Source organism: Streptomyces sp. A18, assembly GCF_059026065.1.
This window is the reverse complement of the sequence record NZ_JBWLKL010000010.1, coordinates 134,548-149,410: the sequence shown is the minus strand read 5'-3', so window position 1 is coordinate 149,410 and position 14,863 is coordinate 134,548. Positions and strand designations below refer to the sequence as shown.

The window sequence follows — 14,863 nt, the reverse complement described above, 5'->3', positions numbered from 1 at the left end:
AGCAGACCCCGGTCGCACGGCTCCCCCGTGAGGGGGAGGGCAACTCCCCGGGCGGGGGAAGACCCACCGCACCGCCGGCCGCGACGCTGGGGCCATGACCAGCATCGACGTCCAAGAGCTCACCAAGGAGTACGGCACCACCCGTGCGGTCGACGGACTGACCTTCACCGTCCGACCGGGGAAGGTCACCGGGTTCCTCGGCCCCAACGGCGCAGGCAAGTCCACCACCATGCGCCTCGTCCTCGGCCTGGACAGGCCCACTACGGGGACCGCCACCGTGGGCGGCCGACCCTATGCGGCCATCGACGAACCCCTGCGCCACGTAGGAGCCCTGCTCGACGCCCAGGCCGCGCACGGATCACGTACCGCACGCAACCACCTCCTCGCCCTCGCCGTCAGCAACCGCATCCCCGTACGCCGCGTGGACGAGGTCCTCGAAGAGGCCGGGCTCGCCGCCGTCACGGGACGCCGGATCAAGACGTTCTCCCTGGGCATGCGCCAGCGCCTTGGCATCGCCGCGGCGCTGCTCGGCGACCCGCGCGTCGTCATGCTGGACGAGCCGTCCAACGGCCTCGACCCCGAAGGCATCATCTGGATCCGCGAGTTGCTGCGGCGCCTCGCCCGTGAGGGCCGGACTGTCCTCGTCTCCAGCCACCTCATGAACGAGACGGCCACGTTCGCCGACCACCTGGTGGTCCTCGGCAGGGGCAAGCTGCTCGCGGACACCTCGATGCCGGAGTTCATCGCGGCGCACAGCAGCCCGCGGGTGCGGCTGCGCACCCCTTCCATCGAACGGCTGCGGGGGCTCCTGACGGACAAGGGGTACGTGATGGCCGCGGGGGACGACGGCCGCTGGACGGTGGACGGCGCGCAGGCCGAGGAGATCGGATCCATCGCCGCCGGTCACGGCATCCCCCTCCTCGAACTCTCCGACGAGCAGGCCTCCCTGGAGCAGGCCTACCTCGCCCTGACCGCCGACGACGCCGAGTTCGCCGCCACCGCCCCGACGCCCCGCCAGGAGGCCTGACCATGTCGACGTCCGCCGTGCTCCATTCGGAGTGGATCAAGATCAAGTCGGTGCGCGCCAGCCTCGGTTCGCTGATCGCCGTCTTCGTGGCCACCGTCGCCATCACCGTGCTCGTGTTCGCCGCGGTCGGCACGGCGGAGGCGGACAACGCCGGCTACGAACCCCTCTTCAGCGCCTTCTACGCACTCAACTTCGGCCAGATCGCCGCCATCAGCTTCGGTACGACGGCCATGTCCTGCGAATACCTGAACGGCGCCCTGCGGATCTCGCTCTCCGCGGTGCCCCGCAGAGGCCTCTTCTACGCGGCCAAGGTCGCGGTGGTGGGCGCCCTGGCCCTCGGCGTGGGGCTCCTCACCAGCTTCGTCGGCTTCCTGGCCGGTCAGGCCTTCATGGGGGAGTACGCCATCGGTCTCGGCCATCAGGGCGCCGTCCGGGCGTGCGTCGGCGGAGGCATCTACCTCGCGCTCATGGCGCTGTTCGCCGCCGGACTGACGATGCTGCTGCGCAGCGGGATCGCCGTCCTGAGCATCCTCATCCCGTTCACGCTCATCGTGCCCTTCGTGATCGGGGACGTCGCGAGCGGTGTCGCGGGATTCCTGCCGGACAAAGCGGGGCAACAGGTGCTCCACGAGAACCCGACGGGAACGCTCGGCCCCTGGGCGGGACTTGCCGTCACGGCCGCGTGGGCGGCGGCAGCGCTGCTCGCGGGCTGGTGGGCGGTGCGGCGGCGCGACGCGTGAGGGGTGCGGCGGCGCGACGCGTGAGGGGTGCTGAGGCGCGTGTCTTGATGGTGACGCCGGGGGAGTGACGGCGGGCCAGTTGTCAGTGGCGGCCGGTTTACTGGGTGTCATGAGTACCGCAGAGCATCTCGCCGCGATCGACCTGCTGCGCTCACGGGAGTTCCCCGCGGAGCGCGGCAGGTCACCGTCCGGCGTCGGCGGTCCGGGTTATCACATCGCCGAGTTACTGACGAGCGGCGACTTCTGGGAGGACGACGGCACGGAGTGGGAGGCGACCGCGGATCAGTACGAGGCCGAGCGCGACGGCCTCACGGTCCTCCTCGCCGAGCGCTGGGGGGCGCCCCAGGTATTCAGCCTGGCGAGCGTCTTCGAGCGCGCGCAGGGTGAGAGCTACGACGAAGAGGGCGAGGACATACCGCAGCCGTGGGGCACGCTCGCCTGCTCGGTGCCGGACCTGCATCTGTGGCGGGCGGACGGGCGGTGGATAGCTCTCGGCGTCTCCCAGTGGGACAGGGAGCTGCCGTTCCAGCTGCTCGCCGTCGTCACGGAGATCGATCCTCCCTAGCGGGCGCGTCGCGCGCGTCGAGGACATGGACGCGGATCGCGCGGCCGTAGTGAGGATGGACGGTGCTTCGCTCGACGCGCATGCCGAGCTTGTCCATGATCCGTTCCGATGCGTCGTTGCCCACCTGGGCGATGCTGATCACCCGCTCCAGACCGCGGTCGGCGAAAGCGAAGTCGAGGGCGGCGCGTGCCGCCTCGGTGGCAAGGCCCTGCCCCCAGAAGGAGCGCCCCAGACGCCAGCCGATCTCCACCGCCGGCAGCACCTCGGGCAGGAAGTGCGGCACGGAGAGCCCGGTGAACCCGGCGAGTTCACCGGTGGCGCGGACCTCCACGGCGAAGAGACCGAAGCCCTCCGTCTCCCACTCGCGTTCCCACCGCGCGATCGTGGACCGGGTCTGCTCCTGCCCGTCGTGGACGGAGCCGTCGCGGATCCACCGCATCACCTCGGGGTCGGAGTTGATGGCGGTCATGGGGGCGACGTCAGCCTCGCGCCAGCGCCGCAGGACGAGGCGGGGCGTCTCGATCGGGTTCATCGCGGGGCCGCTTCGGGGGCGAGGCCGAGCTCGTCGTCGCCGCGCGGCGCGAAGTGACGCGCCACGTCCGCGTCGGTCACACCCGTGAGCTCGGCGGGGGACCAGTGCGGATTCCGGTCCTTGTCGACGACCTGCGCGCGGATCCCCTCGACCAGGTCGGGTGCGGTGATCGCGGTGGCCGATACGCGGTACTCCTGGTCGAGCACCTGCTCAAGGGATGCGAGGGAGCGGGCCCGGTGCAGGGCGGCGAGGGTGACCTTCAGGGAGGTCGGCGACTTGCCGAGGATGGTCTCGGCCGTCTCCTTGGCCGCCCGGTCACCGGAGTTGTACAGCCGGTCGGCGATTTCCTCCACGGAGTCGGCGGAGTAGCAGGCGTCGATCCACTCGCGCTGGGCGGCGAGTTCGCCTTCGGGCGCGGCGGCGGCGTACTCGGCGACCACCTCACCCGCGTCCGCGTCGGCCAGCGCGGCCGTGAACTCCGGCAGCCGCTCCGACGGTACGTAGTGGTCGGCGAGGCCGCACAGCAGCGCGTCGCCCGCACCCACCGCCGCGCCGGTCAGGGCGAGATGGGTGCCCAGTTCGCCGGGCGCCCGCGTCAGCAGATACGTGCCGCCGACGTCCGGCACGAAGCCGATCCCGGTCTCCGGCATGGCGATCCGGGAACGCTCGGTGACGATCCGCACGCTGCCGTGCGCCGAGATGCCGACTCCGCCGCCCATCACGATGCCGTCCATGAGCGCGACGTACGGCTTCGGGAAGCGCGCGATGCGGGCGTTGAGGCGGTACTCGTCACGCCAGAAGGCCACGGAGGCGGCGCCGCCTCCGGCGCGGACGTCGTCGTGGATGGAGCGGATGTCGCCGCCCGCGCAGAGGCCGCGGGCGCCCTTTCCGGTGAGGAGGACCGTGGTGATGTCGCCCGCCTTCTCCCAGGCGGAGAGGGCCTCGTCCATCAAGCGGACCATGGTCTGGTTCAGGGCGTTGATGGCCTGGGGACGGTTGAGTGTGATGTGTCCTGTGCGGCCCTCGACGTGGAGGAGGACGGGGGGTTCATCGGTGTCTGCTGTGCTCATTGGATCAATCTAGACCGCCGCTTCGGGGCGGTCGTTTCCGCCCACCCACCCGCTTACCCCCAGAGACCTACTCCCCTTGGAACGCCTCCAAGATCCGCTCCGCCGCCAGCGTCGCCGTCAGCGTCCCCTCCCGAACCCGCTGCTCGAGGCCAGGGGCCAGCTCCCGCACAGCCCCGTTCCCCCGCAGCCGGTCCAGGAGCTCGTCCCGCACCATCGTCCACGTCCAGTCCACCTGCTGATCGCGTCGCTTCGCGGCGAGGCGCCCCGTGGAGTCCAGAAGCGTGCGGTGCTGTTCCAGACGGTCCCAGACCTCGTCGAGGCCACTCGATTCCCGCGCGCTGCAGCTGAGCACCGGGGGGGTCCACGCCGCGTCCGCCGGGTGCATCAGACGCAGGGCGCCCGCGAGTTCACGCGCCGCCGAGCGCGCGTCCCGTTCGTGCGGACCGTCCGCCTTGTTGATGGCCAGGACGTCCGCCAGTTCGAGCACGCCCTTCTTGATGCCCTGCAGTTGGTCACCGGTGCGAGCCAGGCTGAGCAGCAGGAAGGAGTCGACCATGTTCGCGACCGCCGTCTCCGACTGGCCCACGCCCACCGTCTCCACGAGCACCACGTCGTAGCCCGCGGCCTCCATCACCACGATCGACTCGCGCGTCGCCTTCGCGACCCCGCCGAGGGTTCCGGCAGTGGGCGAAGGGCGCACGAACGCCGCCGGGTCCACCGCGAGGCGCTCCATCCGCGTCTTGTCGCCGAGGATCGAGCCGCCCGTCCGGGTCGACGACGGATCGACGGCGAGGACCGCGACCCGATGCCCGAGGCCGGTGAGCATCGTGCCGAGCGCGTCGATGAACGTGGACTTGCCCACGCCGGGCACCCCGCTGATGCCGATCCGCCGCGCCCGGCCACTGTGCGGGAGCAGTTGGGTCAGCAACTCCTGGGCGAGCACCCGGTGTTGAGGGCGGGTGGACTCGACGAGCGTGATGGCGCGTGCGATCTGCGCCCGCTTCCCGTCGAGTACGCCCTTGACGTACGCGTCGATGTCGATCCGCGGCGCCGCCATGCTCACAGCTCGTGGCCGAGGTCGGCCGCCAGCCGCTTCACCAGGTCGTACGCGGCGTCCGGGATCACCGTGCCGGGCGGGAAGACGGCCGCCGCGCCCATCTCCAGGAGCGTCGGCACGTCCTGCGGCGGGATCACGCCGCCCACGACGATCATGATGTCCTCGCGGCCCTCCGCGGCGAGTTCCGCGCGCAGCGCCGGTACGAGCGTGAGGTGCCCGGCCGCGAGCGACGAGACGCCCACGATGTGCACGTCCGCCTCGACCGCCTGGCGCGCGACCTCCGCGGGGGTCTGGAAGAGCGGGCCGACGTCCACGTCGAAGCCGAGGTCGGCGAAGGCCGTTGCGATGACCTTCTGACCGCGGTCGTGGCCGTCCTGGCCCATCTTGGCGACCAGGATGCGCGGACGGCGCCCCTCGGCCTCCTCGAAGGTCCCGACGAGCGTGCGGGTGCGTTCCACGGACGGGGACGAGCCTGCTTCGGTGCGGTACACACCGGAGATCGTACGGATCTGCCCCGCGTGCCGCCCGTACGAGGTCTCCAGTGCGTCCGAGATCTCACCGACCGTCGCCTTCGCGCGGGCCGCGTCGACCGCCAGAGCGAGGAGGTTGCCCTCAAGGCCCGGACCGGGGTCACGCTCGGCCGCCGCCGTGAGCGCCCGCAGCGCGGCCTGGCAGGCCGCCTCGTCGCGCTCCTCGCGCAGCCGCTTCAGCTTGGCGATCTGCTGGTTGCGTACGGAGGAGTTGTCGACCGCGCGGACGTCGATCCGCTCGTCGGTCTCCACGCGGTACTTGTTGACGCCGATCACGGGCTGGCGCCCCGAGTCGATCCGCGCCTGCGTACGTGCCGCGGCCTCCTCGACGCGCAGCTTCGGGATGCCCGCGTCGATGGCCTGCGCCATGCCGCCGGCCGCCTCGACCTCCTCGATGTGCTGCCAGGCGCGGCGCGCCAGGTCGTGCGTCAGCTTCTCGACGTACGCGCTGCCGCCCCACGGGTCGATCGTCCGCGTGGTGCCCGACTCCTGCTGGATCAGGAGCTGTGTGTTGCGGGCGATGCGCGCGGAGAAGTCGGTGGGCAGGGCGAGCGCCTCGTCCAGGGCGTTCGTGTGCAGGGACTGGGTGTGGCCCTGGGTCGCCGCCATCGCCTCGACGCACGTACGCGTGACGTTGTTGAACACGTCCTGCGCGGTCAGCGACCAGCCCGAGGTCTGCGAATGGGTGCGCAGCGAGAGCGACTTGGCGTTCTTCGGGTCGAACTGCTTGACCAGCTTCGCCCACAGGAGGCGCGCCGCGCGGAGCTTGGCGACCTCCATGAAGAAGTTCATGCCGATCGCCCAGAAGAAGGAGAGGCGAGGAGCGAACGCGTCCACGTCCAGGCCCGCCTCCTGACCGGCCCGCAGGTACTCCACGCCGTCCGCGAGGGTGTACGCGAGCTCCAAGTCGGCCGTCGCGCCCGCCTCTTGGATGTGGTAGCCGGAGATCGAGATGGAGTTGTAGCGCGGCATCTTCTGCGAGGTGTACGCGAAGATGTCGGAGATGATCCGCATCGAGGGCTTGGGCGGATAGATGTAGGTGTTGCGGACCATGAACTCTTTGAGGATGTCGTTCTGGATGGTCCCGGCCAGCTTCTCGGGCGCCACGCCCTGTTCCTCGGCGGCCACGATGTAGAGCGCGAGTACGGGGAGCACGGCGCCGTTCATCGTCATCGAGACGGTCATCTTGTCCAGCGGGATGCCGTCGAAGAGCTGACGCATGTCGTAGATCGAGTCGATCGCCACGCCCGCCATGCCGACGTCACCCGTCACCCGCGGGTGATCGCTGTCATAGCCGCGGTGGGTCGGCAGGTCGAAGGCGACCGACAGGCCCTTCTGTCCGGCCGCGAGGTTGCGGCGGTAGAAGGCGTTGGACTCCTCGGCGGTGGAGAAGCCCGCGTACTGCCGGATCGTCCAGGGCTGGTTGACGTACATCGTGGGGTAGGGGCCGCGCAGGTACGGCGCGACACCCGGGTACGTCTCCAGGAAGTCCAGGCCCTCCAGGTCGGCGCCCGTGTAGAGCGGCTTGACCGCGATGCCCTCCGGGGTCTCCCACAGGAGGTCGTCGTCCGCCTTGCCCGTGGACTCCTTGACGGCGCTGCGCCACTGGTCCTCGGAGGCCTCGGTGGAGGCGTCCGACGTCAGGCCGACGCCGGAGAAGTCGGGGATCGCCATTACGCCACTCCCATGTGGTCGAGGGTGGAGGAGAGCACGGACACGGCGTCGCATCCCGCGTAGACGTACGCGTCGACGGCGGCGAACTCGGCGGGGCGGCCCGCGAGGAACACCCGCTGTGCTCCCGCGGACTTGAGCGCGTCGGCGACCGCCTCTGCCTGCTCTTCGTAGAGTGCGTCACTGGAGCAGACGCACGCCACCGTGGCGCCGCTTGCCTTGAACGCGTCGGCGGCCGTCGTCGCGTCCACCGACACCGGGTCGTGGACGGCTTCGATGCCGCCCGCCTGGAAGAGGTTCGACGCGAAGGAGGCCCGCGCGGTGTGCGCGGCGGCGGGACCGAGCGCGGCGAGGAACACCCGCGGCCGGTTCCCCGCCGAAGCGAGGTGCGCGTCCGAGCGGGAGCGCAGGATCTCGTACGCCTCGTCGCGGCGGACGCGCGGAAGACCACCCGATGCCTCGGCGGGCGGGGCCTCGCGCTCTACCGGACGCTCCGTCAGGTTCGGGAACTCGCTGACCCCGGTGATGGGTTCACGCCGCTTGGCCAGCTTCTCGCTGCGCTTCGCCCACGTGGCGGCGAGGCGCTCACCGACCAGGCCGGAGCGCAGGGCCGCCGCCTGGCCGCCCGCACGCTCGATCTCCTGGAAGAACTCCCAGCCCGCGTGGGCCAGTTCATCCGTGAGCCGCTCCACGTACCAGGAGCCGCCCGCCGGGTCGATCACGCGGGCGAGGTGTGACTCCTCCAGGAGGATCGTCGACGTGTTGCGGGCGATGCGGCGCGCGAACGCGTCCGGCAGGCCGAGCGAGTGGTCGAAGGGCAGGACGGTCACGGAATCGGCGCCGCCGACGCCCGCGCCGAGGCAGGCCACCGTCGTGCGCAGCATGTTCACCCACGGGTCGCGGCGCGACATCATCACCGGCGAGGTCACGGCGTGCTGGCGCTGCGCACCCGCCCCCGGGGCGCCGCAGATCTCGGCCACGCGGGCCCAGAGCCGCCGGGCGGCCCGCAGCTTGGCGATCGTCAGGAACTGATCGGCGGTGGCCGCGTACCGGAACTCCACCTGGGCGCAGGCCGCTTCGACGCTGAGCCCGGCCTCGGTCAGCTCGCGCAGGTAGGCGACCGCCGTGGCGAGGGAGGCGCCGAGCTCCTGCCCGGCCGAGCCGCCCGCCTCGTGGTACGGCAGGGCGTCGACGGTCAGGGCGCGGAGGTTCGGGAACTCCTGCTCGCACCGCCGGGCCAGTGCGATCGCGGCGGCCGGGTCGAGCCGCTCGCCGGTGCGGGCCTCGTGGCCGAGGGGGTCCGCGCCGAGGGTGCCGCGCGCCGCGTCCTTCGGGATGCCCCGCTCCTCGTACAGGCGGAACAACTCGCGCGCCGCGGGCTCGACTTCGCTGCCCGCGTCCAGGGCGACCGGCGCCAGGTCGAGGAAGACCCCGTCAAGGGCGCGCTCGATGCCGGAGACGGGCAGGGCGCCGGGGCCGACGCCGAGCCACAGCGAGGTGACGCCGTTCTCCAGGTCCGCGAGCACGGTCTCGTTCGTTCGCACGGGGTCCGTCGTCGCATGCCGCTGCCGTACGTCCCAGCCGGCCGCGGCACTGGCCGCGGCGGTGCCGCCCCTGACAAAGGGGGCGAAACCCGGGTAACCGGCGTCGGGCGCGGCATCTCGGGCGGTGTACAGGGGGCGGGTGCTGAGCCCGTCCTCGAGTGCGGTGGACAGCGCTTCCTCGGCGGCCGGCCCCGATACGTCCTTACCCGATTTGCGCAGCACGCCTTCCACCAGGCGCTGCCACTGCTCATGGGTCGCATCAGGGAACTCGGCGGCCAGGGAAAGCCCGTCGTCAGGCAGGACCGTCATGGGCATGATGCTAGGGCGCAACCCCTGGCGCCGGGTGCCGTGTGGGGCTGTGACCTTGGCCTCTCCCGTGCGCTCTTGATCTCAAACGAGCGTGCGGCTACGGCGCGGCCGGGCCCTGGCCCCGCCGTGCCCGCTCCGGAGTCACTCCAGGCCAGAGGCCCTGCAGACCCCATCGGCCGGCTCGCGGTCGATACGTTCCGAGAGTCGGCGCAGCGCGGTCGCCCCGCACAGGAGCGAGCCTCCCTCGACCGATGATCGAGCCCCCTTGGACACGACCTCCCACAGCGCTGGATTGACGACGAGCACCTCGGGGTCGAGCACGACCTCGCCGCCACCCGTGTCCCGCAGGATCAGCCGTGGCGAGATGCCGTCGGAGCGGCGCACCGCCACGAGCTGATCAAGGCGCACCGAACGGACGCGGATCGGGCCGCGTGAGGCGAGGACCGTGCCGTGCGCCGTCACGCGCGGCGGGGTCAGCACCGCGAACAGCAGCACACCGAGGCCCAGCCAGAGCGACGCGCGCCAGACCGTGAGCGCGCCGGTCGCCGTGTCGAGCGCGAGCAGCAGTCCGAAGAGCAGCACGGCGCAGGCGGCCGCGGAGCGGGCGTCCCCGGCCCAGGTACGGTCGTGCGTCCACGGGTCGTGTGTCTGCGGGCCGTGCGTCCGTGGGACGTGCGGCCGTGGGGCGCGCTCCGTCGGCAGGGTGCTTCGTGCGGGGCGCGTCATGCGTCGAGCCATGAGCAGGACGCTAGACACCCTGAAGGGGCGGGATCGGCGCCGGGCCGAACCCTGATGCGTCACTGACGCGGCGCGCGGGGACCTTGACGGACACCTGACGGTCGCTCGCCTGACGGGCGTCGGGGCGCGCGGACGGGCTGCCGGTGGCGTAGTGGACGTACTCACGCCGCAGCCGGAATCCCGCCGTCCAGGCGAGCAGGCGGCTGGGCCGGTTGTCGCGTGCGCAGGACCAGCTCGCGGTACGGCCGCGGGCGGTGATGTCCCCGCGCAGGGCCGTGACACAGGCCAGGGCGAGGCGCTCGCGGCGGCGCTCGGGCGCGGTGACGACGGCGACGTCCTCGTAGGCGTCCCCGGCGAAGTAGCCGCAGGCGACGGCGGCGATACGCCCGTGCGACTCGAAGGCGGCCCAACCGTTCCCGGAGGCCGCGAGGCCCTCGGCGCCGCCCCAACTCGCGTGAATCCAGGCAGAGTCCGGCGCCCGAGTGGTGAGTTCCGCGAGCGCGCCCGCGTCGGTGTCGACCAGCCGGCGCACGGTCACGCCCCGCGGCGGGCGGGGCGCGGACACGGGTTCCTGGTGCACGTAGAGCATGCGCTCGACGGGCACCACACGGTCGAACGCGGCGCCGAGCAGGGGAAGGAAGCGCGCCGTGGCTCCGACATGGCTGGAGGCCAGAGGGGCGAGCTCCGCGGGTTCCACGGCGCCCGAGTCGCCGCGCAGCAGCGCGTGTCCCGCGCAACTGACGGCGACGACCCGGGGATTCAGTACTCGGTCCGCCCACCACGTGCCCACGCCGGTGGCCGACGCGTGCTCGGGCATGGTGGCGATGCCGGGCGACCCGGCGGGGAACCAGCGGGCGAGCGAGGGCAGTTGGTGGGGCGGGAGCTGGATCACGGAGCGGTCCTCCTGGGCGGTGGTGATCGGGCGGGCGCCCTTCAAGCGGTGGTGTGGTGTGCGCCGACGCCGACGCCGACGCCGACGCCGACCGCCGACGCCGACGTCGGCACGTCTGTCGAGGCGCTTGAGAGTACGGCCATCCGTCGCCGCCGTGGCCGGTTCGGCGTGCTCGTCGCGGTGGTATGGAGCGCCGTCGCCGGGTCGCCGGGTCGCCGGGTCGCCGGGTCGCCGGGTCGCAGAGGCGAGACACGTGCGCGGCGCCGAGAACGCGCCGCTTCAGCGCACCGTCGGCCAGGTACTCAAGTGCGCGGCCTGCTCTCTTACGAGGCTCTGACGAAGCTCTGGCGAGGGGCCCCGGTCTCCAGCCGCACCCATGCCGGCGCGCACGTCAAGCCCTCGTCAACGCGGGCCATGTGACCGTCAACGTCACGTCATGGAGGGTCGGGTGGCACCTGGTGCCGGGCATAGCGTCAGCACAGGACCCCGGGATTCCGCCCGGGCCCCGGGGGCCACCGTTCACCGAACAGGATCCTCAAGGAGGAACCCCATGACCGAGCTTCCGTGCGGCGAGGACCCCGAACCCTGCGAACCCGGCCCGGCCGGACCGCTCTTCGTCCCGGTCCGGCCGGGACCCGCGGGCTGCGTCGCCCGCCTGTTCCGCACGCCCGTCGGTGGCCGCACCGCCGTCGCCTTCACCACCCCGCGGCGCCTGAGCGCGGCCCTCGGTGACCGCCAGGCCTGGGTCAGGCTCTCCGAGCCCGCGCTGCGTGCGCTCACCGAGCCGCTCGGGGTCAGCGCGGTCACCGTCGACCCGCGCCTAGCCGCGCATCCCGTCGGCGCGCCCAGGCGCCGCACGTCCGCGTGGCGCGAAGGGGACCCGCAGGCCGTCGGCGCCCTGCGCGTCACCGGGGCCGCCGCCCTGGTCGGCGCCCTGACCGCCTGGATCGGCTGAACACGCGCAAGCGGAAGTGGAAGCGGAAAGCAAAAGGACGAGGCGAAGAGAGAACCTGCCCATGACCACCCTGCACGCACCCGTGACCCCGGACGCCACCGACGACGACGAGCTGTCCGTCTGGCCCGCGTCCACCGAGCGGCTCGCCCACGGCGACCTCGCCGTCGGCGGCGTACCGCTCACCGAGATCGCCGAGCGCTTCGGCACCCCGGCCTACCTCATCGACGAAGGCGACGTACGCACGCGCTGCCGCACCTACCTGCACGCCTTCCCCGACGCCGAAGTGCACTACGCCGCCAAGGCGTTCCTCTGCCGCGCGATGGCCCACTGGGTCGCTGAGGAGGGGCTCGGGCTCGACGTCTGCTCCGCCGGGGAGCTGGAGCTCGCCGTCACCACGGGCTTCCCCGCCGAGCGCATCGTGCTGCACGGCAACGCCAAGAGCCCGCACGATCTGGAGGCCGCGCTGCGGCTCGGCGTCGGGCGCATCGTCATCGACAGCGCCTCGGAGATAGCTCGGCTCGCCGCGGCCGTGCCACCGGGCAGCCGCCAGAAGGTGATGGTCCGGGTGGTGCCCGGCATCGCGGCGGGCGGCCACGCCAAGATCCGTACCGGTACCGACGACCAGAAGTTCGGCCTGTCCATGACCGACGGCTCAGCGCAGCACGCCATCGCCCGCATCATCGGTCAGCCAGGGCTCGAACTGGCCGGTCTGCACTGCCACTTGGGCTCGCAGATCACCACCGACAAGCCGTTCCTCGCGGCCGTACGCCGACTGGTCGGCCTGATGGCCCGCATCAAGGAGCAGCACGGCGTCAGCCTCCCCGAGCTGGACCTCGGCGGCGGCCACGGCATCGCCTACCGCCCCGGCGAGGCGGCCCTCGACATCACCACGCTCGCCCGCAAGGTGCGCGCCGAACTGATCGAGAGCTGCGCGGCGGCCGGGCTCACCGTGCCCAAGCTGCTCATCGAGCCGGGGCGCGCCATCGCGGGCCCCGCCGGGGTGGCCCTCTACCGCGTCCTCGCCGTCAAGCGGACCGCCGGACGCACCTTCGTCGCCGTGGACGGCGGGATGAGCGACAACCCGCGGCCCGCGCTCTACGGCGTGCGGTACGTGCCACGCCTGATCGGCCGGCACTCCGCCGTCGTGGCCGCGCCGGTGACCGTCGTCGGACGGCACTGCGAGGCGGGCGACGTGCTCGCGTCGGACATCGAACTCCCGGGCGACGTAAGGCCGGGAGACATCCTGGGCGTGCCGGTGGCCGGTGCCTATCACCTCTCCATGGCGTCCGGCTACAACCTCGTGGGGCGCCCGCCCGTGGTGGCCGTCGCCGACGGGAGCGCGCGGCTCCTGGTGCGGCGCGAGTCCCTGGAGGACATCCGCAGCAGGGACGTCGGCCTGTAGCCCGCCGATGGGTCAGGCGGGCCCGTCAGGACCCGAGATAGCGCAGGACGGCGAGAACACGGCGGCTGTAACCGGTCGTCCCGGTCAGGTCCAGCTTGTCGAAGATCGCGTTGATGTACTTCTCGACGGCACTCTGCGAGACGTACAACTGTGCCGCGATCGCCGCGTTGGTGTGCCCCTGTGCCATCTTGCCGAGCACCTCGCGCTCGCGGCCCGTCAGGCGCTGGAGCGGATCGGTGTGGCTGCTGAGGGTCAGCAACTGCCGTACGACCTCGGGGTCGAAGGCGGTCTGGCCGGCTGCGACCCGCTCCAGCGCGTCCAGGAACTCGTCGACCTGGACGACCCGGTCCTTGAGCAGATAGCCCACGCCTTCGGTCGCGGTGGTCAACAGCTCGGTGGCGTAACGGCGTTCGACGTACTGCGACAGCACGAGGACGCAGGTCTGCGGCCACTCCTCGCGGATCTCAAGGGCGGCGCGCAGCCCCTCGTCGGTGTGCGTCGGCGGCATGCGTACGTCGATGACGGCGGCGTCGGGCGGATCCTGTGCCACGGCGGCGAGCAGCGCCCGCGCGTCACCGACCGAGGCCGTGACGGTGTGGCCCTCGTCCGCGAGCAGCCGGGCCAGGCCCTCCCGCAGCAGCGTCGAGTCGTCGGCGAGCATTACGCGCATGGCAGCTCCGCGGTGATGAGAGTGGGCCCTCCGGCGGGGCTGGCCACGGTGAGGGTGCCGTCCAGGGCGGCCACGCGCCGGGCGAGCCCGAGCAGACCGCCGCCGGACGGGTCGGCGCCGCCCCGTCCGTTGTCCTCGACGCGCAGGTGCAGCACGGCACTTCGCTGCTCGGCGTGGACGGTGACGAGGGTGGCGCCGGAGTGCTTGACCGCGTTCGTGACGGCCTCGGCGGCGACGAAGTACGCGACGGCCTGCGCGGTCGGGGGAGGGGTCTCGTACAGGTCGCAGTCGAGACGTACGGGGATCGCCGCACGCTCGGCCACCGATTCCAGGGCGGCGGTGAGCCCGCGTTCGTCGAGGGCGGCGGGGTAGACCCGCCAAGCGACGTCGCGCAGTTCGACGAGGGCCTGCTGCGTCTCTTCGTGCGCCTGGGCGAGGAGGCGGGCGGACTTCTCCGGCTCGGCGGCGCGACGGGCCCGGCCCAGGAGCATGCCGAGGGCGACGATGCGCTGCTGGACGCCGTCGTGCAGATCGCGTTCGATGCGGCGCCGCTCGTCGTGCACGGCCTCGACGACTCCGGCGCGGCTGGCGACGAGTTCGCCGATCCTGCGCTCCATGAGCTGCCCGTCGTTCGGGCCGAGGAAGCGCCGCGCGTGCCGCTCGTCCGCGAGCGCGACGCCGTACGTCCCCTGGACGCAGAGGTAGAGCAGGAAGAGACCGCCGATCGAGGAGAGCAGCAGGGTGCCGGGGGCGCGGATGTCGGCGATGAACCACCCCCACACCGCGAGCGAGGCGTAACCGGCCCCGACCAGGGCGAAGGCGAGGACGACACCGCCGAGCAGCCCGATCGCCCAGCGCGACGCGATGTAGTTCACGGCGGGCAGACCGGTCGGCGGCACGGCGAGCTCGGTGCCGAAGAAGGCGGCCATGCGACGCCGCTCCACCTCGGCGAGCCTGCGGGCACCGGCCACGATGCGGGCCTCGGCGCCGCGCCCGGTGCGCCGCCCGAGCGTGGCGAGCAGCCACAACCCGGCCACCACGGCGAAGGCCAGCTCGGCGACCGCGGTGACGGCACCGGCGAGGACGCCGGCCGTGACCCGCAGCCAGCGTTGGATGTGCGTACGCATGATCGGCCACGCTAGCCCAGCGGCAGGTCCGCGG

The 14,863-nt window shown here is 72.2% G+C and carries 14 protein-coding genes; 5 read left to right on the top strand and 9 right to left on the bottom strand.

Annotation, left to right across the window (positions count from 1 at the left end):
* Positions 1-94: 94 nt before the first annotated feature.
* The 3 genes from AC5P1C_RS18645 to AC5P1C_RS18635 all read left to right on the top strand — a co-directional run bounded on the left by AC5P1C_RS18645 (position 95) and on the right by AC5P1C_RS18635 (position 2,332).
* Entirely contained in the window at positions 95-1,027 is a 933-nt protein-coding gene (locus AC5P1C_RS18645) for an ATP-binding cassette domain-containing protein (RefSeq protein WP_493866977.1), read from the top strand.
* A 2-nt stretch (positions 1,028-1,029) separates the two neighbouring features.
* Positions 1,030-1,767 (top strand): ABC transporter permease, encoded by a 738-nt coding sequence (locus AC5P1C_RS18640; RefSeq protein ID WP_493866976.1) that lies wholly within the window; start codon positions 1,030-1,032, stop codon positions 1,765-1,767.
* A 109-nt stretch (positions 1,768-1,876) separates the two neighbouring features.
* On the top strand, positions 1,877-2,332 hold the full coding sequence (locus tag AC5P1C_RS18635) for a hypothetical protein (protein WP_493866975.1): 456 nt from the start codon (positions 1,877-1,879) through the stop codon (positions 2,330-2,332).
* On the opposite strand, the gene AC5P1C_RS18630 is transcribed toward AC5P1C_RS18635, so the two are convergent.
* From AC5P1C_RS18630 to AC5P1C_RS18600, 7 genes are all read right to left on the bottom strand, one after another.
* A complete protein-coding gene (locus tag AC5P1C_RS18630) occupies positions 2,310-2,864 on the bottom strand; it encodes a GNAT family N-acetyltransferase (protein WP_493866974.1) in 555 nt (184 codons plus the stop codon). The genes AC5P1C_RS18635 and AC5P1C_RS18630 overlap by 23 nt on opposite strands.
* On the bottom strand, positions 2,861-3,934 hold the full coding sequence (locus tag AC5P1C_RS18625) for an enoyl-CoA hydratase/isomerase family protein (protein ID WP_493866973.1): 1,074 nt from the start codon (positions 3,932-3,934) through the stop codon (positions 2,861-2,863). Before AC5P1C_RS18625 ends, AC5P1C_RS18630 begins: the two co-directional genes overlap by 4 nt.
* A gap of 67 nt (positions 3,935-4,001) precedes the next feature.
* Positions 4,002-4,991, bottom strand: coding sequence for a methylmalonyl Co-A mutase-associated GTPase MeaB (gene meaB / locus AC5P1C_RS18620; protein ID WP_493866972.1), 990 nt, complete (start codon positions 4,989-4,991; stop codon positions 4,002-4,004).
* Positions 4,992-4,993: 2 nt separating this feature from the next.
* On the bottom strand, positions 4,994-7,195 hold the full coding sequence (gene scpA / locus AC5P1C_RS18615; RefSeq protein ID WP_493866971.1) for a methylmalonyl-CoA mutase: 2,202 nt from the start codon (positions 7,193-7,195) through the stop codon (positions 4,994-4,996).
* A complete protein-coding gene (gene mutA, locus AC5P1C_RS18610; protein WP_493866970.1) occupies positions 7,195-9,045 on the bottom strand; it encodes a methylmalonyl-CoA mutase small subunit in 1,851 nt (616 codons plus the stop codon). Before mutA ends, scpA begins: the two co-directional genes overlap by 1 nt.
* A gap of 141 nt (positions 9,046-9,186) precedes the next feature.
* Positions 9,187-9,783 carry a hypothetical protein gene (locus AC5P1C_RS18605; protein WP_493866969.1) on the bottom strand — a complete coding sequence of 199 codons (597 nt, stop codon included), beginning with the start codon at positions 9,781-9,783 and terminating at the stop codon, positions 9,187-9,189.
* Between the two features lie 10 nt (positions 9,784-9,793).
* Positions 9,794-10,720, bottom strand: a complete 927-nt coding sequence (locus AC5P1C_RS18600) for a GNAT family N-acetyltransferase (RefSeq protein WP_493866968.1) — start codon at positions 10,718-10,720, stop codon at positions 9,794-9,796.
* A gap of 505 nt (positions 10,721-11,225) precedes the next feature.
* Here AC5P1C_RS18600 and AC5P1C_RS18595 point away from each other — a divergent pair.
* Both AC5P1C_RS18595 and lysA read left to right on the top strand, forming a co-directional pair.
* Positions 11,226-11,630 (top strand): SAV_915 family protein, encoded by a 405-nt coding sequence (locus tag AC5P1C_RS18595; protein WP_493866967.1) that lies wholly within the window; start codon positions 11,226-11,228, stop codon positions 11,628-11,630.
* A gap of 61 nt (positions 11,631-11,691) precedes the next feature.
* Entirely contained in the window at positions 11,692-13,032 is a 1,341-nt protein-coding gene (lysA, locus tag AC5P1C_RS18590; RefSeq protein WP_493866966.1) for a diaminopimelate decarboxylase, read from the top strand.
* Between the two features lie 25 nt (positions 13,033-13,057).
* Here the strand turns inward: lysA and AC5P1C_RS18585 are convergent, their stop codons facing one another.
* Together AC5P1C_RS18585 and AC5P1C_RS18580 are read right to left on the bottom strand one after the other, a co-directional pair.
* Complete coding sequence (locus AC5P1C_RS18585) at positions 13,058-13,693, bottom strand: response regulator transcription factor (protein ID WP_493867097.1); 636 nt, start codon at positions 13,691-13,693, stop codon at positions 13,058-13,060.
* Positions 13,693-14,829: a sensor histidine kinase gene (locus AC5P1C_RS18580; protein WP_493866965.1), complete on the bottom strand. Its 1,137-nt coding sequence runs from the start codon at positions 14,827-14,829 to the stop codon at positions 13,693-13,695. Before AC5P1C_RS18580 ends, AC5P1C_RS18585 begins: the two co-directional genes overlap by 1 nt.
* Positions 14,830-14,863: the final 34 nt, after the last annotated feature.

What these genes read in the sequence shown, in the direction of transcription:
- AC5P1C_RS18635 (WP_493866975.1), top strand. Translation starts at nt 1,877, where the DNA reads ATGAGTACCGCAGAGCATCTCGCCGCGATCGACCTGCTGCGCTCACGG.
- meaB (WP_493866972.1), bottom strand. Translation starts at nt 4,991, where the DNA reads ATGGCGGCGCCGCGGATCGACATCGACGCGTACGTCAAGGGCGTACTC.
- AC5P1C_RS18605 (WP_493866969.1), bottom strand. Translation starts at nt 9,783, where the DNA reads ATGGCTCGACGCATGACGCGCCCCGCACGAAGCACCCTGCCGACGGAG.
- scpA (WP_493866971.1), bottom strand. Translation starts at nt 7,195, where the DNA reads ATGGCGATCCCCGACTTCTCCGGCGTCGGCCTGACGTCGGACGCCTCC.
- mutA (WP_493866970.1), bottom strand. Translation starts at nt 9,045, where the DNA reads ATGACGGTCCTGCCTGACGACGGGCTTTCCCTGGCCGCCGAGTTCCCT.
- AC5P1C_RS18585 (WP_493867097.1), bottom strand. Translation starts at nt 13,693, where the DNA reads ATGCTCGCCGACGACTCGACGCTGCTGCGGGAGGGCCTGGCCCGGCTG.
- AC5P1C_RS18640 (WP_493866976.1), top strand. Translation starts at nt 1,030, where the DNA reads ATGTCGACGTCCGCCGTGCTCCATTCGGAGTGGATCAAGATCAAGTCG.
- AC5P1C_RS18630 (WP_493866974.1), bottom strand. Translation starts at nt 2,864, where the DNA reads ATGAACCCGATCGAGACGCCCCGCCTCGTCCTGCGGCGCTGGCGCGAG.
- AC5P1C_RS18625 (WP_493866973.1), bottom strand. Translation starts at nt 3,934, where the DNA reads ATGAGCACAGCAGACACCGATGAACCCCCCGTCCTCCTCCACGTCGAG.
- AC5P1C_RS18595 (WP_493866967.1), top strand. Translation starts at nt 11,226, where the DNA reads ATGACCGAGCTTCCGTGCGGCGAGGACCCCGAACCCTGCGAACCCGGC.
- lysA (WP_493866966.1), top strand. Translation starts at nt 11,692, where the DNA reads ATGACCACCCTGCACGCACCCGTGACCCCGGACGCCACCGACGACGAC.
- AC5P1C_RS18580 (WP_493866965.1), bottom strand. Translation starts at nt 14,829, where the DNA reads ATGCGTACGCACATCCAACGCTGGCTGCGGGTCACGGCCGGCGTCCTC.
- AC5P1C_RS18645 (WP_493866977.1), top strand. Translation starts at nt 95, where the DNA reads ATGACCAGCATCGACGTCCAAGAGCTCACCAAGGAGTACGGCACCACC.